The organism is Embleya sp. NPDC059237 (genome assembly GCF_042754105.1).
Lineage (GTDB): Bacteria > Actinomycetota > Actinomycetes > Streptomycetales > Streptomycetaceae > Embleya.
Window position 1 is genome coordinate 70,975 of the sequence record NZ_JBHZAE010000010.1, and the last position, 16,975, is coordinate 87,949.

The 16,975-nt window shown below is 71.2% G+C and carries 15 protein-coding genes; 6 read left to right on the forward strand and 9 right to left on the reverse strand.

Translation table 11 applies throughout. The features are described 5' to 3' along the window. Positions 1-19 precede the first annotated feature (19 nt). Positions 20-703 (reverse strand): hypothetical protein, encoded by a 684-nt coding sequence (locus tag ACFXKZ_RS28810; protein ID WP_380003969.1) that lies wholly within the window; start codon positions 701-703, stop codon positions 20-22. A 369-nt stretch (positions 704-1,072) separates the two neighbouring features. Then, positions 1,073-4,063, reverse strand: a complete 2,991-nt coding sequence (locus tag ACFXKZ_RS28815) for an AAA family ATPase (protein WP_380003970.1) — start codon at positions 4,061-4,063, stop codon at positions 1,073-1,075. 205 nt (positions 4,064-4,268) lie between these two features. On the opposite strand from ACFXKZ_RS28815, the gene ACFXKZ_RS28820 reads away from it, so the two are divergent. Further along, positions 4,269-5,495: an MFS transporter gene (locus tag ACFXKZ_RS28820; RefSeq protein ID WP_380003971.1), complete on the forward strand. Its 1,227-nt coding sequence runs from the start codon at positions 4,269-4,271 to the stop codon at positions 5,493-5,495. A 173-nt stretch (positions 5,496-5,668) separates the two neighbouring features. Here ACFXKZ_RS28820 and ACFXKZ_RS28825 read toward each other — a convergent pair whose 3' ends face one another. Then, a complete protein-coding gene (locus ACFXKZ_RS28825; RefSeq protein WP_380004415.1) occupies positions 5,669-5,851 on the reverse strand; it encodes a hypothetical protein in 183 nt (60 codons plus the stop codon). On the opposite strand from ACFXKZ_RS28825, the gene ACFXKZ_RS28830 reads away from it, so the two are divergent. Beyond that, on the forward strand, positions 5,823-6,602 hold the full coding sequence (locus tag ACFXKZ_RS28830) for a putative protein N(5)-glutamine methyltransferase (RefSeq protein WP_380003972.1): 780 nt from the start codon (positions 5,823-5,825) through the stop codon (positions 6,600-6,602). The two genes, ACFXKZ_RS28825 and ACFXKZ_RS28830, sit on opposite strands and share 29 nt — an antisense overlap. A 44-nt stretch (positions 6,603-6,646) precedes the next feature. Here ACFXKZ_RS28830 and ACFXKZ_RS28835 read toward each other — a convergent pair whose 3' ends face one another. Beyond that, positions 6,647-7,282 carry a MarR family transcriptional regulator gene (locus tag ACFXKZ_RS28835; RefSeq protein ID WP_380003973.1) on the reverse strand — a complete coding sequence of 212 codons (636 nt, stop codon included), beginning with the start codon at positions 7,280-7,282 and terminating at the stop codon, positions 6,647-6,649. Between the two features lie 126 nt (positions 7,283-7,408). On the opposite strand from ACFXKZ_RS28835, the gene ACFXKZ_RS28840 reads away from it, so the two are divergent. Next, positions 7,409-7,954 (forward strand): YceI family protein, encoded by a 546-nt coding sequence (locus ACFXKZ_RS28840; protein ID WP_380003974.1) that lies wholly within the window; start codon positions 7,409-7,411, stop codon positions 7,952-7,954. 99 nt (positions 7,955-8,053) lie between these two features. Here ACFXKZ_RS28840 and ACFXKZ_RS28845 read toward each other — a convergent pair whose 3' ends face one another. After that, a complete protein-coding gene (locus ACFXKZ_RS28845) occupies positions 8,054-8,707 on the reverse strand; it encodes an HAD family hydrolase (protein WP_380003976.1) in 654 nt (217 codons plus the stop codon). A 50-nt stretch (positions 8,708-8,757) separates the two neighbouring features. On the opposite strand from ACFXKZ_RS28845, the gene ACFXKZ_RS28850 reads away from it, so the two are divergent. Next, positions 8,758-9,516: a DeoR/GlpR family DNA-binding transcription regulator gene (locus tag ACFXKZ_RS28850; RefSeq protein WP_380003977.1), complete on the forward strand. Its 759-nt coding sequence runs from the start codon at positions 8,758-8,760 to the stop codon at positions 9,514-9,516. Between the two features lie 72 nt (positions 9,517-9,588). Here ACFXKZ_RS28850 and ACFXKZ_RS28855 read toward each other — a convergent pair whose 3' ends face one another. Next, positions 9,589-9,912 carry a hypothetical protein gene (locus ACFXKZ_RS28855; RefSeq protein ID WP_380003978.1) on the reverse strand — a complete coding sequence of 108 codons (324 nt, stop codon included), beginning with the start codon at positions 9,910-9,912 and terminating at the stop codon, positions 9,589-9,591. Positions 9,913-10,042: 130 nt separating this feature from the next. Here ACFXKZ_RS28855 and ACFXKZ_RS28860 point away from each other — a divergent pair, with 130 nt between their 5' ends. Next, entirely contained in the window at positions 10,043-10,861 is an 819-nt protein-coding gene (locus ACFXKZ_RS28860; RefSeq protein ID WP_380003979.1) for an aminoglycoside adenylyltransferase family protein, read from the forward strand. A 61-nt stretch (positions 10,862-10,922) separates the two neighbouring features. Here the strand turns inward: ACFXKZ_RS28860 and ACFXKZ_RS28865 are convergent, their stop codons facing one another. Beyond that, positions 10,923-11,645 (reverse strand): hypothetical protein, encoded by a 723-nt coding sequence (locus ACFXKZ_RS28865; RefSeq protein ID WP_380003980.1) that lies wholly within the window; start codon positions 11,643-11,645, stop codon positions 10,923-10,925. A gap of 164 nt (positions 11,646-11,809) precedes the next feature. Further along, entirely contained in the window at positions 11,810-12,415 is a 606-nt protein-coding gene (locus tag ACFXKZ_RS28870; protein ID WP_380003981.1) for a TetR/AcrR family transcriptional regulator, read from the reverse strand. A gap of 449 nt (positions 12,416-12,864) precedes the next feature. On the opposite strand from ACFXKZ_RS28870, the gene ACFXKZ_RS28875 reads away from it, so the two are divergent. Then, positions 12,865-15,153: an MMPL family transporter gene (locus tag ACFXKZ_RS28875; protein WP_380003982.1), complete on the forward strand. Its 2,289-nt coding sequence runs from the start codon at positions 12,865-12,867 to the stop codon at positions 15,151-15,153. A 148-nt stretch (positions 15,154-15,301) separates the two neighbouring features. Here ACFXKZ_RS28875 and ACFXKZ_RS28880 read toward each other — a convergent pair whose 3' ends face one another. After that, a complete protein-coding gene (locus tag ACFXKZ_RS28880) occupies positions 15,302-16,615 on the reverse strand; it encodes a low temperature requirement protein A (protein ID WP_380003983.1) in 1,314 nt (437 codons plus the stop codon). Positions 16,616-16,975: the final 360 nt, after the last annotated feature.

The following is a 16,975-nucleotide window of genomic DNA, read 5'->3' on the forward strand; positions in this document are numbered from 1 at the left end:
GGGACCCCGAACCGGGTGCCTACCGCAGGACGGGCCTGCCGTCGAGCACCGCCTTCAGGATATCCAGGCTTTTGCAGAATTTGTCCTCATAGAGGAACTCGGGGAGCACCGCCTCCGCCACGTCGGCGACCTTGCCTGCCCCGCCGAGGTGGACAGCGGCGTTGGCTCCCTCGGCGTACTCGTTCAGGTGCCCGCGAATACAGGTGTCGATCGTTGGTTTGCCGGCGAAGTAGATACAACCCCGGCCGCCCATCTCGAGCCAGGTATGTGCGGACACCGGCCCCTTGACGACGAGGGCGGCCGGGTCGTACAGCGAAGTCGCGAGAAGGTTCCGGACGGTCAAAGACCCGCCGACGAACAGGCAACTGTCCCAGAGACACACCAGATCCTGTGCCACGACCGAACCGGTGACGTAGAGGGAAGTGTAGACGTCCGCGTTGCAAAAGGTGATGGGACCGCTGACGGTCAGATCGCCATCGATGACGTAGACCGTGTCCTCGTCCTCGTCGGGCGCGTTGCCCAGCGTCAGCGCACCATCGATCGTCAGGTCACCGTGGTGGACGTGGAAATGCTCGGGCTCCTCACCGAAATACTCGTCGACATCCCAACTGGTGCGGTTACTCGCTTCAGCCATGTCGTACCGCTCCAGCGCCTCCTCAACCCGCACCGCATCCCAATTTGCGGCGGGCGATTCGAGAAACATGCCTCTCCCTTTCGACAGTGGGGTCATCGGCGGCTGGTCGCCGCCGCAGCGTTCGATAGTCGCCGTGATCCTCCCTTATGGCTACGACAGCGTGCCGACGGGTGATCCGAGGGACTGTGAACCCGGCGGCGTTGCGGACCGAGGCCAGGCCCACACCGCGCGGACCTGTTCGCGGTGCTGGAGGGGTCGCTGCTCCCGCGCAACTCGCAGGCCGACAGCGCATTTACCGACACCGACCGATCGGTTCGTGCGTCATCTTCGGCGGGATTCCGCGCAATTCAGTGCCGGTTCACGATTCGCGGCTTTCGGTAGGACAACGGGTTCTCGGAGGATTGGGTGAATTGGGGAGATTTTGGGTATTTAGTGCGCTTATGGGGCGAGGCTGTGGGGGGCTGGGAATAGGTTGAGGTGGTGGGCCAGGGTGGCGGCTTGTGTGCGGGATTTTGCGGGGAGTTTGGTGAGGATGTTGGAGACGTGGGTTCCGGCGGTTTTGGTGGAGATGAAGAGGAGTTCGGCTATTTGGCGGTTGGTGTGACCTTGGGCCAGCAGGGACAGGACCTCGAATTCGCGGGCGGTCAGGCCCAGTTGGGTGCGGGCGTTGGTGGATGGGGTGGGGGCTTCGGGGGTTGTCGGGAGGCGGCTGCGGGTGGACAGGTCGGTGATTCGGGTTTGCAGTGGGGTGGCGCCCAGTTGGTTGGCCAGGGTTGCGCTCTGTTGGAGGTAGGTGGCGGCCGTGGGCCGGTTTCCTGTGGTCAGGGACGCCGTTGCCGCGCTCAGGAGGGTGTCGGCCAGGGCGTGGGGTTGGCCGATCTCCTGCCAGGCTGCGATCGCGTCGGGCCAGGTGGCCAGGCCGGCCTCGGCTTCGAACGTGCTTCGGTGGGCTGCTTGGAGGCGGCCTGCAGTGGGCAATTTGGCGGCCAGTCGTCGGAGTTGGGCCAGGTGCGCGGTGATTTCGGCTGTGGCGGCCGGTGCGCGTAGCGTTTGGGCGAGGCGGATTTGCGCGATCCGTTGAGCGACCACCAGGAATGGCCACGCGTAGCGTCGACTCAGCGTGAGGTCATGGTCGGCCAGGATGTGGGCGGCGAGCCGCTCCGCCTCGACCAGGTCGTCGCGTGCGAAGGCGAGACGGCAGGCCAGGACGTCCACCTCCAGGCACGTCTCCTGCCCGTGCGGAGCCCCCAGCGCGGCCCGGACCTCGCGCAACGCGTCGGCCGCCACGTCGTGCGCGCCGACGGCGGCGGCCGGTTCGGCGCGCACCACGTACAACCAGGCCCGATACACCGGCGGTGGGTCCAGGGCGATCGCGTCGGTCACGATCTCCACCGCCTCCGCCCAGCGGCCCAGCGAGACCAGCGGTTCGGCGAGGTTGGCGGCCAGTAGCGTTCCGCGCGAGCGGGCCAGGCCCAGGTCGCGCGCGGTGGCCACACCCCGCCGGGCCACCTCGGCGGCCCGCTCGTGTTCGCCCGCCGCCTGGAGCGCGTCCGCCTCGCCCGCGATCGCGGCGAGCAGATCGTCGTCGCACCCGGCGTCCCGGGCGATGTGCGCGGCGCGCCCGTACAGCCCCACCGCGTCCGCGAGTTCGCCGCGCCGGGCGGCCAACATCGCCGACGTGGTCAGGGCCCGGGCCCGGACCGAGGCGTCCGCCGCCGCCTCGCCGAGCCGGAGCGCGTCGCGGGCGTACTCGTCGGCATCCGCGTCCCGGCCACGCGCGGCGAGGATGCCGGCCAAAGACGCGAGCAGCCGGCCCCGCACCGGCATCGCCTCGTCGCCGCCGGCCAGACCCACCGCTCGCTCCAGGTCGGGGAGCGCGTCCCCGCCGGTGTGCTCCCGCGCGGCGGCCCGGCTCGCCAGGACCAGGGCCGTGCGTTCGGGCTCCCGGGCCGGGTCGAGCAGGTGCAGGGCCTCGGTGAGCAGGGTCTCGGCGCGGTGTGCGGCGCCGCCGTGGGCGGCGGCGTCGGCGGCGAGTTCGAGCACGCGGATCCGGTCCCCGCCCACGTCCCCCGCCGGGTCGGGAACGGCGTCCCACAGGTCCAGAACACGTTCCAACATGGCCAGCCGCTCGGCGTAGGCACAGGCCGCACCGGCCGCGCCCGCCGCGCGCCAGGCGGTGGCGAAGGCGCGGGACCGGTCCCCGGCGGCGTACCAGTGCGCGGCCGATTCGGCGGCGGCCCGGCCCTCGGGCGCGAGCGCGGGGTCGGCCGTCAGCGCCCGTGCGCACCGGGCATGCAGCCGGATCCGCTCGCCCGGAAGGAGGTCGTGGTAGACCGCGTCGCGGATCAGCGTGTGCCGGAACGTGTAGCCGTCGCCGGTCGGGAGCAGCATCCGGGCGTCGATCACGGCACGCAGCACGTCGTCGATATCGCCGGCGGCCTGATCCGGATCCGGGATGGGCGTCGCGGCGTCGGGAGCGCTGATCGTGTGCAGGAGAGCGTGGCCTACGGTGGTACCGGCGACGGCCGCGATACGCAGGAGGCGACGGCCGGGCGGGCCGACGCGGTGTACGCCCGCCAGCAGCAACTCGCGCAGCGAGGCCGGGGGTTCGCCGGCGGTGCCCGCGTCGGGTTCGCCCCGGGTGCTCGCCAGGGCCTCGACGAACAGCGGGTTGCCCTCGCTGCGGCACAGGACACGTTCCACGTGTCGGGGATCCGGCGGCCGGCCGATCAGGTCGGCGAGTTGGCGGGCCACCTCGGCACGGCCGAGCGGAGCCGGGTCGAGGGTACGGGTGTTGGGGAGCCGGGCGAGCAGGCCGGGGAGCGCGGCGAACGGCTCGTCGCCGTGCGGGGCGACCGGGCGGTGGGTGCCGAGCACGAGTACGCCGGGCTGGTCGAGGTTGCGGGCCAGGAACGCGAGCAGTTCGCAGGTGGAGCGGTCGGCCCAGTGCAGGTCCTCCAGGACGAGCAGGAGCGGGCGCTCCTCGGCGGCCCGCTCCAGCAGGATCAGGACCTCCTCGAACAACCGCGCCCGCCCCAGCTCGGGATCGGACTCGGGTATGGGATCGCCGAGTTCGGGCAACAGCCGGGCCAGCCCCCGGCGGCCGGCGGCGGGCAGGAGCGCGGCGGTCGCGCCCGTCCCGAGGTCGCGCGTCAGCCGGCGGAGCGCGGTGACGAACGGCCCGAACGGAAGGTTGTCCGGCCCCATGTCGAGACACCCACCGCGCACCACCCGGGCCCGGGCTCGCGCCGGCGCCCCCGCCGCGAACTCCTCGACCAGCCGCGACTTCCCGATCCCCGCGTCGCCGCGAACGAGCACGACGAGCGCCCCCTGTGCCCCGGCCCCCTCCCAGGCCCGCCCCAACACGTCCAATTCCCGGACCCGCCCCACCAGGCCCGGCCCGCCCCGCTCACCCCGATCGTTGTCCACGCCCCCAGCATGTCACCGCCGCCCGTCCCGCCCGCCGCGTCGTGATCCGGCCCGGAGCGGTACCCATCCGTGGGCGCCGGCCGGCGCGGGCAAGTCGTCTAGGGCAACTTCGCGGACCGATCGGGGAGTTTGCCCGATGTGGGGTCGGGGGTGCGGGCGGCAGTGTCGGTGGTGTCGGATCGGGCCGAAGTTCGGAGGGGTTTGCATGACCGCGCCTGTGCAGTGTTCGCTCGACCGGGGGTCGCCCGGGCCGATCCTGACCCGGGCCATGGTGGCCACGATCGTCGCCGCCTGTGGTGCGATGGTCGGCTTCTATCTGCTGCTGTCGGTCGTTCCGCTGTATGTGGCCGACGGTTCGGGCTCGGGCTCCGGTGCCGGGGCGGCCGGGGTGGTCACCGGGGCGTTGATGGTGTCGACCGTGGCGGCCGAGGTCGCGGTGCCCGCGTTGACGGCCCGGTTCGGCTATCGGGCGGTGTTCGTACTCGGGTTGGTGTTGCTCGGCGCGCCCACGATGGCGCTCGCGTGGTCGGCCGCGGTGCCGCTGGTGGTCGGGGTGTGTCTGATGCGCGGGGCCGGGCTCGGCATCGTGATGGTGGTCGGCACCGCGCTGGCCGCCGAGCTGGTTCCGGCCGAACGGCGCGGCGAAGGGCTCGGGTTGTACGGCGCGGCGGTCGGCGTCCCGGGCATCCTGGGCCTGCCCCTCGGCCTGTGGATGAGCGAACACCTGGGCTACACCGCCGTGTTCGCGATCGCGACCGCGTGCTGCATGGGCGCGCTCGGCGCCGCGATCGCGCTGCCCACGAACCGGCCCGCGCCCTCGGGTGCGCGCGGCGGCGTGTTGGGCGGACTGCGGACCGGTGCGCTGGCCCGGCCCGCCGTGACGTTCGCGGGCTGCACGTTGGCGGCGGGGGTGGTCGTGACGTTCCTGCCGCTCGCGGTGTCGTCGAGTGAGTTGACCCTGGTGACCATCGCCATGCTGGTCCAGTCCGCGACCACGCCGGCGGCCGGCTGGTGGGCCGGGCATTTCGGCGATCGGCACGGCCACGCCCGGCTGTTCGGCCCCTCGATCGCGGCCGTCGCAATCGGCGTCGCGCTGCTGGCCCGCCCGGCCGATCCGGTCACCGTACTCGTCGGCGCCGCCGTGTTCGGTGCCGGTTTCGGAGTGGCCCAGAACGTCACCCAGTCGCTGATGTTCGAGCGGGTCGGCCCGCACGACTTCGGTCGGGTGAGCGCGTTGTGGAACCTCGCCTTCGACGCGGGCATGGGCATCGGCGCGGTCGGCGTCGGCGTGGTGATCGGCGCCACCGGCTACCCGGCGGGCTTCCTGGGCACCGGCGCGCTCGTCCTGGCCGGCCTGGTCCTGGTCGCCGTCGATCGGCGCGGCGAAACGGTCGACGCACCACCGGCGCGAACGCCCCTGCCTCCGGCGTAGCGGTACGGGTGGGGCGTACGTGAACAGCCGGCGGCGTACGCGGCACGACCGGCGGCGTACGCCACGCAACCCCGGCGTACGCGCCGACCCCCGTCGGGTAGTGTTGCCGCCGCGCCCGGTTCGGGGCGCGGATCGGACTCGACGTCGAGGAGGTGGGACCCATTACCGCTGTGTCAGGTCGGGTGCTCTCCTTCCACGACCGTGCGGCCTCCTGGCATAGGTGAGCCCGCGAGAGCACCCTTCGGCATCCCGAAAGGCTCCAAGGCTCTCATGTCGGATTCCTCCGCCACACCGTTCCCGATGTCCTCGATCTCCTCGACTTCGTCGATGCCCTCGGTTTCCTCGATGACCCCCATCGTTGCCACGCTTCGTGCCGCCGGTTGTGTATTCGCCGAGGACGAGGCACGGCTGCTCGTCTCCACCGCCGGCGATCCGACCGAACTCGCCGCCATGGTGGATCGCCGGGTGGCCGGCCTCCCGCTGGAACACGTGCTCGGCTGGGCCGAGTTCCGCGACCTGCGGATCGCCGTCGACCCGGGCGTCTTCGTCCCGCGCCGGCGTACCGGGTTCCTGGTCGAACAGGCCGTCGCGCTGGCCCGTCCGGGCGCGGTCGTGGTCGACCTGTGCTGCGGCTCGGGCGCGTTGGGCGCGGCCGTGGCGGCCGAGGTGGCCGGCGTCGAGGTGTACGCCGCCGACATCGACCCGGCCGCGGTGCGGTGCGCGCGGCGCAACATCGCGGCGGATCGGGTGTACGAGGGCGACCTGTACGAACCGTTGCCCGCGTCGTTGCGCGGCCGGATCGACGTCCTGATCGCCAACACCCCGTACGTGCCCACCGAGGACATCCAACTGCTGCCCTCGGAGGCCCGGATCCACGAGCCCAGGGTGGCGCTGGACGGCGGCTCGGACGGCCTGGACGTGCAACGTCGGGTCGCCGCGGCGGCGCCGGATTGGCTCGCCCCCGGCGGCGGGTTGCTGGTCGAGACCAGCGAGCGGCAGACGGCGCTGACGGTCGAGGTGTTCCGCGCCGCCGGCCTGCGTGCGCGGGTGGTCGAGTCCGAGGAGTTGTACGCCACGGTCGTGATCGGCACACGGGCACACGGTTAGGGGTCGGCGGGCCGGAACACCCGGCCTCCCCCGCCCATCCCGGCCTACTCCGCGCCGTCCAGCGGACAGTCCATCCCGGTGTCGATCTCCTCCATCTCGACACCGATACCGACACCGACATCGACCCCGGCACCGACCCCGGAGCCGGCGCCCGCTCCGACCTCGGTCCCGACCTCGGCTTCGGACCCGTCCACCCCCGCCGCCTCCGCCCGGGCGCTCGCGCAGACCCCGCTCAGGCCGTCCCGGATGGTCCGGCCGATCTCGGCCATCGAGGCCACCTGGCGAGGCGTCAACGTGTCGAACACGTGTTCCCGCACGGTGGCCGCGTGGGTCGGCTCGGCCTCCGCCAGGGCGGCGAGGCCGGCGCCGGTCAGATGGGCGACCCAGCCCCGCCGATCCCCCTCGGCGGGGCCCCGGGAGACCCATCCGGACTTCTCCATGGCCGTCACGGCGTGTGACAGCCGGCTACTGGACGACAACGACGCGGCGGCCAGTTCGCTCATCCGCATTCGATGATCCGGCGATTCGGCGAGCAGGCCCAGGATCTCGAAGTACGTCATCGGCATGCCCGCCTCACGGCGCATCCGCCGGTCCAGATGGGCGGCGAGTTCCCTGGTCCCGGTGAAGTACGAGCGCCAGGTCTCGCGCTCGGAGGCGGTCAGCCGATCGTCGTCGTTCATGGGAACAGCATAAGACTTGTTGAATCCTCAACTTACGGGTGCTATGTTGCTGAGCGTTCAACAAACCCGCCGCGGAACATCGCGGCGGGCCGGTCCACCCCACCGCAACACTTCCAAGGAGTTCCCATGACCACCTCCGTCGAGACCATCCCCGGCTACATCGCGGGCAACTGGACCATCGACCCGGTCCACTCGGACGTCTCGTTCTCGGTACGTCACCTCGGTGTCGCCAAGGTCCGCGGGCGCTTCGACACCTTCGAGGGCTCGATCGTCACCGCCGAGAACCCGCTGGAGTCCTCGGTCACCGCCTCCATCGAGACCGCGTCGGTCAACAGCAACAACAAGATGCGCGACGACCACATCCGCAACGAGGACTTCCTCGACACGGACGGGTTCCCGACGCTGACCTTCACCTCCACCGGTGTGCGCGCCGAGTCCGCACTCGTCTACCAGGTCGACGGCGACCTGACCCTGCGCGGCGTGACCAAGCCGGTCACCCTCGAGCTCGAACTGAACGGCTTCGGCACCGGTTTCGACGGTAGCCCGGTCGCCGGCTTCACCGCCACCACCGAGATCAGCCGCAGCGACTTCGGCGTCACCGGCGGTGCGGCGGGCGCGGCGGTCGGCGACAAGATCACCATCGTCCTGGAAATCGAAGCCAAGCAGGCGTGACCCCCGCCTGTAGCCGACCCCGCCCACGCCGGGCCCCGGTGCGCCCACTCTCCGAAGCGCACCGGGCCCGGCGACCCCGCCCCGGCGGGCTCGGGGACGCTACAGGTGCGGCGAAGCGGCAGCGGTGATCCCGATCCGGGCGAGGTCGGCGCGCAGCGTCGGAGTGTCCGTGTAGTGGAGGGACTCGATGCCCAGGGCCCGGGCCGCCGTCAGGTTCTCCGGTCGGTCGTCGATGAACAACAGTTGGTCGGGGCGCGCGTCGAGCCGTGCGCACAGGTGGAGATAGATACGCGCGTCGGGCTTGGCCAGGCCCAGGTCCGCGCTGAACACCCGGTGCCGAAACAGCCGTGACCAGTCCTGCTCCTCGATGTGCCGGGCCATTTCGATCGGGGCGTTCGAGAGCAGCGCGAGGCCGGGAGCGGCGTCGCCCGCCGGTTCGGCCAACGCGGCCAACTCGGCCAACAGGTCGAGGGTGTCCTGGTTCATGTCCATCCAGACCGCGAGGTCGGCGGCCACCAGCCGGTCGAGCCGGGCCGCGTCCGGCGTCGCACGGCCCAACCGGGCGCACACCCCGTGCCAGAACCCGGCGGCATCCAGCGTGCCCGCGTCGTAGTCGATGCGATCCGGCCAGTACGCCGGCCACAACTGCGCCGCCGTCACCCCGACGACACCGGCCAGGACCTCGCTCGCCGCGTCGGAGGGCGGGACACAGATGACCCCGCCGAAGTCGAAGACGATCCATCGGGTACCCATGGGCGCTCCCTCCGTTGACTTTCGAACATCCGATACGTTTGATTGAACGCATGGAAAGTGCGGAACGTCAACAAACGCTCATTGAACGGATGCGTACGACGGAGCGCGTCACGGTCGCGGAGCTGGCCGCAGAGACCGGCTGCTCCGAGATGACCATCCGCCGCGACCTCGACCAACTCGCCGAGCGCGGTGTGCTGCGGCGGGTGCGGGGCGGCGCGGTGAGCCTGATGTTGCGCGGCGAGGTACCGCCGTTCGGCGTCCGGGAGCACGAGGCGACCGAGAGCAAACGCCGCATCGCCGCGGAGCTGGACTCGCTCGTCACCGACGGCGAATCGCTGATCCTGGACAGCGGCACCACGGGCCTGGCCATCGCCCGCATCCTGGCCCGCCGCCGGGTCACCGTCGTCCCACTCGACCTGCACGCGGCCCGGGTCCTCGGCGACGCGCCCGACGTACAACTGCTCGTCCCGGGCGGCCGGAGCACCCCCGGCGCGCTCAGCCTGAGCGGCCCCCTCACCGAGAACTCGCTGCGCACACTGCGGGTGGACACCGCCGTCCTCGGCGTCTGCGGCATCTCCGTCGAGCACGGGCTGACCGCCCACGATCTGGACGAAATCCCGGTCAAACAGGCGATGATCGCCTCGGCGCAGCGGATCGTCGCGGTCTGCGCCGGGGCCAAGTTCGGCCGTACCGGCCTCGGTCACGTCTGTCCGGTGACCGACCTCGACATGGTGATCACCGACGCGGACGCCCCGACCGAGGCGGTCGAGCGGCTACGCGACCTGGGTGTGGACGTACGGGTGGTGTGAACTCCCGCGCCCACGCACCGAATCACCGGGCAACCGGGCCGCCGGATCGGCCGAACGGCGGACGTCCGGGCCTCATCCGCAGCAGAAGACGTTGTCACACGGACGCCCCACCTCGCTGCCGTACGCCACGAAGTCCCGCACGGGCGCCAACGCCGCCTCGACGGCCTCGGCCGGCAGCGGCGGAACCGTCGGTTCGGCCCAAAGGTCCCAGTACGGCGGGGAGTCGTCGAAGTCGAAACGCCGCGCACCGTCGACGAACAGCGTGAACATCGGATGATCCGGAAAGACATTGAGGCGCAGTACCCACCACACCCCCTGCACCGTGGCGGCATGCGGAAAGTGTCGAATGCCGGTGCGTCGCCACGGCGGCACCGTCGCAAGCTCGGAACGCTCCATACCCGACCCCCTTCCCCACCACGGCGTTGTCGGCACCACCGGCGATGATCGAGAAGAGACGCACAGATAGAGGTAGGGGTAGAGGTAGAGGTAGAGGCATGGGCGAAGGCATACGAGAGGAACCGCGACCGTGACGACTCGCAGAGTCCGACCCGGAGTGTCGTCGCTGAACGCCGCGGACGGCTGGGAGGGTGTCATTCGGCTGGTGCGGGCGGTGTTGGGGGACGACGTCGTCGGGGCCTACCCGCACGGGTCCGCCGTGGCGGGTGGGTTGCGGCCGGACAGTGATCTCGACGTGCTCGTCGTGGTGCGCCGGGCCACCACCCTCGGGCAGCGACGGGCCCTGGTGGACGGGCTGTTGGAGATCTCCGGGACGCGGGCGCGGGGCGGGCCCGCACGGCCCGTGGAGTTGACCGTCGTGGTGCACGACGAGGTGCGGCCGTGGCGATATCCGCCGCGACGCGAGTTCCAGTACGGGGAGTGGCTGCGCGACGCGTACGAGCGTGGGGAGACACCGGGGCCGACGGTGGATCCGGATCTCGCGCCGTTGCTCACGATGGTGTCGATGGGTGGGGTCGCGCTGCTCGGGCCGGCGCCGCACGAGGTCCTCGATCCGGTTCCGCGGCGGGACCTGGAACGGGCCGTCGTCGCCGGCATCCCGGACCTGCTCGACGAACTCGAATCCGACACCCGCAACGTGTTGTTGACCCTCGCCCGGATCTGGACCACGCTCGCGACCGGCGCCATCGAGTCGAAGGACCGGGCCGCCGACTGGGCCCTCGGGCGACTCCCGGTCGAGCACCGGGCGCCGCTCGACCGGGCCAGGGCCGGCTACCTGGGCATCGAGCGGGATCGATGGGACGAACTGCGGCCGCGGGTACGGGCGCACGCCGCGTATGTCGTCGCCGCGATCGAGCGTCTGGTCGCCGCCGCGGAGGGGAATCGGTGAGCGGCGCCCGCCGACCCGCCTCAGGGTTGGGCCACCCGTCCGGACATCGTGAGCCCGCGCCTCACAACGGCGGCAGCGGGTCGTGGCGGGTCGGCTGCCGGCCCGTGATCAGCCAGAACAGGTACCCGCGCAGATAGTCCTCGAGGCCGTGGTCGAGATGGGCCGCGAAGGCCCGCAGCGTCGCGGGGTCGTGGTACGCCGGATCGGGATCGGCGAGCCGCGCGTCGATCCAGGCGCGGACCCGATCCCGGTCGGCCCACCAGGCGCGCACCGCCGCCGGGGTCCAGTACTCGTCCCCGTCCCACCCGCAACCGCCGGCCGGCCCGATGGCGGCCACGCCGAGGAAGTCGCATACCTCGCGCGGCGTGCGGGGTTGGCGGTGGACGAAGGACCGCCCCCCGTCGTCGGCCAGGAAATGGGCGGCGGCCATCCGGGCCTCCGGGCCCCCACCGCCCGCGCCGATGAAGAACGGGCCCGGGACACTCAACCAACTCCGGTCGGCCCAGCGGCCGTTGATGAATGGATGGCCATTGGCGAGGCGGTCGCCAACGGCGTCGGGTGCGTCGGGAGCGGTGGGCACGTCGAGCACCTCGTGGGTCATCGGCAGCGGATCCCAGTACACGAGGCACGGGTCCCAACCGGCGGCCCGGCGGTCGTACCCGAGCAGGGCCCACGACTTCCGCGCCTCCCGCGCCTTCAGGTTCGCGTCGGCCAACGCCGCGAGCCGCATGACCGCGACGGCGGCAACCACGAAGGCCGACACGGAAAGCGGTGTCACGTCCATGACGCCGAACTTTATTGCGCCAACCGGAATCGGCCACCGGCATTACGCCGAGGCCAAGGGCCGGTGGAACCGAGCGAACCCAAGCGAAACGGAACAAAACCGCACGGACCGGAGCGGACACTGTCCGCCCGGTCGCAGGCGCCCCACGTCGATCCGGCGCCCGGCTACTCCGAAGCCGTCGAGCCGACGGCCGCCGCCCCCGCCCGGGCGCGCGGCGGCCGGATCCCCAGCACGGCGCATGCGGCCGCGACCGACGGCCCGACCAGCGGCCGCAGGTCCTCGTACCCCTCCAACGCGGCCAGCGGAACGGTGAGGGCCGCCAGCGCGGCCAGCGCCCGTACCTCGCCGACCATCGCGTCCTCGGCGTCGCCCCGGTTCAACGCCCGCTGGGTACGCCGCCGGCAAGCCAACACCCGCGCGCCCAGCACGGGCTGGGCCCGGAAGGTACGGTCGAACATCAACACCGTGAGCAGACGCCGATCCCGCGCGTACAACTCGCCCATCGCGACGAGCAGATCACGGGTCGCGGCGGGCGAGAAGCCGTGCCCCTCGGCCCGGTCGAGGATCGCCTCCAACTCCTCGACGGCCGGCTCGACCAGGTCGGCGAGGATCTCTTCCTTGGTGTGGAAGTAGTAGTAGAGGGCGGCCTTGGTCACACCCATCGCGTCGGCGATGTCCTGGAGCCGGGTCGCGCCGTAGGTCCGTTCGGCGAACAGCGTCAGTGCGGCATCCCGGACGCGGCGCCGGGTGTCGCCTCGTTGACCGGTCACGCGCGCATCCTTCCCCCGGTGGCGGTGAACGCCTTCGCGTCCCCGCACGGCACCTGCTTCCGAGACCTGCTCCCGGGCCCTGCCTCCGGGTCCCGCTCCCGGGTCCCGCTTCCGAGACCTACTACCGAGATCTGGTTCCAAGACCTGCCTCGAAGACTATTTCTACTGTACGGCCAGTAGAAACTACGCCCCACGTAGTACGCGCGGCCAGAACCTCCGAAGGACGTCCGCGGGGTTGATCGCGGTGAATAATTTCTACTGTCCGGCTAGTAAAAATGCTCGGCCGGACGGGGCCGCGACCTGCTCGCACATGCCCTCATCTGCCCTGTCTCTGTTTCTCCTTTTCGTCACGCATTTCCAACCCGGCGGTTTCGACACGTGTCGTCGGGTCGATGCCACACGTCCCGCCCCGTTCAGTCCCGACTCGCATGAGCCTGGAGACCCCTTTCATGGCCACTTTCCTGTATCGACTCGGCCGGAGCGCCTTCCGGCGACGACGCCTGGTCGTCCTGCTCTGGGTGGCGATCATCGCCCTCGTCGGGTTCGGCGCCGCCAACGCGTCCTCGCCCGCCGCCAAGCCGTTCACGGTGCCCGGCATCGAGGCGCAAAAGGCCGTCGACCTGCTCGGCGAGCGCATGCCCGAGGCGGCGGCCGACGGCGCGAGCGCGCGGATCGTCTTCCGCGCTCCCGCCGGCCAGCAGATCGACTCCGCCAAGAACAAGGCGGCCGTCGAGCAGGTCGTCGGCGCGCTCAAGGGCAGCGACCAGGTGGCCGCCGCCGACGACCCGTACACGGCGGGCACGGTGAGCAAGGACCACACCACGGCCTACGCCGCGGTGTCGTACCAGGTCTCCGGCGACACGCTGAAGGACGCCACCCGCGACAACCTCGAACACGCCGCGCAGAAGGGCCGCGACGCGGGCCTGACCGTCGAGATCGGCGGCGACGCGCTCCAGGACGACTCCGGTCCGGGCAACGGCGAGATCGTCGGCATCGCGATCGCGGCCGTCGTCCTCGTCATCACCTTCGGCGGCCTGGTCGCGGCAGGTCTGCCGATCCTCACCGCGCTGCTGGGCGTCGCGGTCGGCGTCGGCTCCATCACCGCCCTGGCCGGCGTGTTCGACCTCTCCCCCACCACCTCGACGCTGGCCATGATGCTCGGCCTGGCGGTGGGCATCGACTACGCCCTGTTCGTGGTCTCGCGCTACCGCAACGAACTCACCAAAGGCCACGAACCCGAGGACGCCGCCGGCCGGGCGGTCGGCACCGCCGGCTCCGCGGTCGTCTTCGCCGGCCTCACCGTGATCGTCGCGCTCGCCGGCCTCGCGGTGGTCAACATCCCGATGCTGACCGAGATGGGCCTGGCCGCGGCCGGGACGGTGGCGGTGGCCGTACTGGTCGCACTCACCTTCGTCCCCGCCATCCTGGGCTTCGCGGGCAAGCGCATCTTCGGCCGCAAGGCCCGCCGGAAGGCCGAACTGCTCGCCGCCGAGGCCGCCGAGGGCGGCAGCGTGCACCGACGGGCCGCGGAGAAGCCGAACATGGGTACCCGCTGGGCCAGGTTCGTCCTGCGCCACCCGATCCGGGTGCTCGTGATCGCCGTCCTCGGCCTGGGCACCCTCGCGATCCCCGTCGGCAGCATGCAACTCGGCCTGCCGGACGACGGCGTCAAGTCGACCGACACCACCCAGCGCCGCGGCTACGACCTGCTGACCGAAAGCTTCGGCCCCGGCTTCAACGGACCACTCCTGGTCGTGGTGGACGCCGCGAAAAGCAACAACGGCAAGGCCGCTGCAGCCGAGGTCACCCAGGCACTCGGCACGGTCAAGGGCATCGCATCGGTCGGCGAGGCCACGTTCAACAAGGCGGGCAACACCGCCATCATCGAGGTCACGCCGAACTCGAAGCCGAGCAGCAACGCCACCAAGGACTTGGTGCACGCGATCCGCGACACGGCGGACCAGACCAAGGCCCGCACCGGTGCGGACACCCTGGTCGGCGGCGGACCGGCACTGAACATCGACTTCTCCCAACGCCTGAACGACGCACTGCTGCCCTACCTGGCCCTGGTCGTCGGCCTCGCGATCCTGCTGCTCATGGCGGTGTTCCGATCGGTCCTGGTGCCGATCAAGGCCGCCGGCGGCTTCCTGCTCTCCGTGGTGGCCTCGCTCGGCGCGGTCGTCGCGGTCTTCCAATGGGGCTGGCTCGGCAGCCTGATCGGGGTCGACCAGACCGGACCGATCATGAGCATGATGCCGATCTTCCTCGTCGGCATCGTCTTCGGCCTGGCCATGGACTACGAGGTGTTCCTCGTCACCGGCATGCGCGAGGCGTACGTCCACGGCGAGAGCCCCCGACAGGCCGTGGTCAGCGGCTTCCGCCACGGGGCCCGGGTGGTCACCGCCGCGGCACTGATCATGATCGGCGTGTTCGCCGGCTTCATCGGGGCACCCGACTCGATGGTCAAGATGATCGGCTTCGGGCTCGCCTCGGCGGTGCTCTTCGACGCCTTCGTGGTCAGGATGACGATCGTGCCCGCCGTGCTCGCCCTGCTCGGCAAGTCCGCCTGGTGGCTGCCGGGTTGGCTGAACCGGCTGATCCCCAACGTCGACGTCGAGGGCGAGGGACTGCGGAAGTACCTCGGGGACGACGATGCGAACGCGGCGCCGGACTCCGAGGACGGGTCGCGGCGACCGGACCGGGATCCGGATCTGGATCTGGACACGGTGAAGGTGTGATCCGGGCGATCGAGGTCTGATCCGACCGGACAACGTGACAGCGGGGTGTGCCCGGGCTTCGGCTCGGGCGCACCCCGCTGTCGTGTGGGTGTGGTGGTGGCGCGCGGTCGATGGGATCCGCGATTGGTGGGATCCGCAGTTGGTGGGATCAGGTCGCCACCGGCTGCTGCTCCCCGGGCTCCCTGGGTTCCCGCGTCTCTCTCGGCATCACCATGCGGAGTTGCAGGAGGTGGTCCGCCACGGTCATGGCGGCGAGTACGGCCGTGGCGGTGGCGAGCGTGGCCCAACCGGCGCCGGCCAGTGGGGCGGTCAGCGGTACGACCACGACGGCCGCGCCGATCCGTGCCGCGATCGAGCCGGTGCCGAGTACGTAGCGATGCCAGGCGTGGCCGAGCAGGAAGACGGCCACACCCGTGCCCAGCCACCAGCGGTTCGTGTCGGTGCCCAGGTGGTGGATGCCGTCGGAGATGCCGGCCGCGACCAGCACGATGCCGGCGATCATCACCGCGTGGGCCAGGCCGAACGCCACGTACCCGAGCATCTGCCGGCGCTCCACCGACGCCTCCGACATGGCCCGTACGGTGCGTTCGTCGTCACCGCCGAAGTAGGTCCACCAGATGCCGGTGGCGACCGCGATGCCGAGCAGGATGCCCCCCGCGAGCTTCCAGTCGACCGGTCGCCCGCCCGCGCCGATGCCGACCGCCACGACCGACTCGCCGAGCACGATCAGGATGATCAGGCCGTGGCGCTCCACGAAGTGGTGCGGCTCGACCACGAATCCGCGGATCCGGCCGATCACCATCGACAGGTACAACACCGTCACGGCACCGGCCCAGCACACCCAGGTCCCGACGTCGGACAGGTGCGGCGCGATCAGGATCAGTACGCCGCCGACCACGTTGAACGGGGCCAGCCGCAGGATCCCGGCGCGGGCCGACGGCTCGGCGGCGGTCAGGAACAGCGCGACGTGCATCCCGACCGCGACGAGGAACGCGAGTCCGAACGCCCAGCCGTCGGGGTCGAACGCGTAGGGCAGGTCCAGGCCCATCACGAAGAACGCGGTCATGGTCAGCGCGAGCAGCAGCCGATGCACCACCGCGTCGGGCCGCACCGCGTTGGTCAGCCAGCTGAACGCGCCGAACATCCACCACAGCGCGGCCAGCGGCAACATCCCCTGGAACAGGCCTGACCAGCCCGGGTGGGACTCCACCTGGTGGGTGGCCTGGGTGAGTACGAAGACGAAGACGAGGTCGAAGAACAGCTCGATCGGCGTGACGCCGGTGGACTGCTCCAACTCGTCGGGGGATTCGATCGGGTCGTGCGGGAGGTCCATGGGGATGGAGAGGGCCGGCTCGGCGGGGGTCGTGGCCGGCGCGGCGGCGGTCGTGGTGGGCGCGTCGCCGGTGGTGGTTGGCCGGTGGTCGTGCGGTTCGCGGTCCGATGGGGTCGGGGAGGGGTTCATGCGGTCACTTCCAGGTGTATTGCGAGCATGCTTCCTTCGATCCCGACACGCGTCGCGGCCACCGGCCGCGAGCCGGTCGGGCCGCCCGAACCTGCGCGGGTGGTCGAGTTCGGGTCGTACGTGCGAGGGCCCATCATCACCGCGCGGCGCGTTCCGGGACAGCGGAAGTCATCACGTTCGCGGTCGGCGTATCCCGGACGCGCGGAGATGGGCCGGGATGTGCCGCGGCGGACCGGATTTCCGGTCCGCCGCGGGGGGGGGGGCGCACGCGTATGTGCGTATGTGCGTTCGTGGGTTTGCGGGTACGGGAGTTGGCGAGTCCGCGGGCGTGCGCGCGTGGGGGCTTGGGGGCTTGCGGGT

What these genes read in the sequence shown, in the direction of transcription:
- ACFXKZ_RS28850 (WP_380003977.1), top strand. Translation starts at nt 8,758, where the DNA reads ATGGAAAGTGCGGAACGTCAACAAACGCTCATTGAACGGATGCGTACG.
- ACFXKZ_RS28880 (WP_380003983.1), bottom strand. Translation starts at nt 16,615, where the DNA reads ATGAACCCCTCCCCGACCCCATCGGACCGCGAACCGCACGACCACCGG.
- ACFXKZ_RS28820 (WP_380003971.1), top strand. Translation starts at nt 4,269, where the DNA reads ATGACCGCGCCTGTGCAGTGTTCGCTCGACCGGGGGTCGCCCGGGCCG.
- ACFXKZ_RS28865 (WP_380003980.1), bottom strand. Translation starts at nt 11,645, where the DNA reads ATGGACGTGACACCGCTTTCCGTGTCGGCCTTCGTGGTTGCCGCCGTC.
- ACFXKZ_RS28825 (WP_380004415.1), bottom strand. Translation starts at nt 5,851, where the DNA reads ATGGGGGTCATCGAGGAAACCGAGGGCATCGACGAAGTCGAGGAGATC.
- ACFXKZ_RS28875 (WP_380003982.1), top strand. Translation starts at nt 12,865, where the DNA reads ATGGCCACTTTCCTGTATCGACTCGGCCGGAGCGCCTTCCGGCGACGA.
- ACFXKZ_RS28835 (WP_380003973.1), bottom strand. Translation starts at nt 7,282, where the DNA reads ATGAACGACGACGATCGGCTGACCGCCTCCGAGCGCGAGACCTGGCGC.
- ACFXKZ_RS28830 (WP_380003972.1), top strand. Translation starts at nt 5,823, where the DNA reads ATGCCCTCGGTTTCCTCGATGACCCCCATCGTTGCCACGCTTCGTGCC.
- ACFXKZ_RS28845 (WP_380003976.1), bottom strand. Translation starts at nt 8,707, where the DNA reads ATGGGTACCCGATGGATCGTCTTCGACTTCGGCGGGGTCATCTGTGTC.
- ACFXKZ_RS28855 (WP_380003978.1), bottom strand. Translation starts at nt 9,912, where the DNA reads ATGGAGCGTTCCGAGCTTGCGACGGTGCCGCCGTGGCGACGCACCGGC.
- ACFXKZ_RS28810 (WP_380003969.1), bottom strand. Translation starts at nt 703, where the DNA reads ATGTTTCTCGAATCGCCCGCCGCAAATTGGGATGCGGTGCGGGTTGAG.
- ACFXKZ_RS28840 (WP_380003974.1), top strand. Translation starts at nt 7,409, where the DNA reads ATGACCACCTCCGTCGAGACCATCCCCGGCTACATCGCGGGCAACTGG.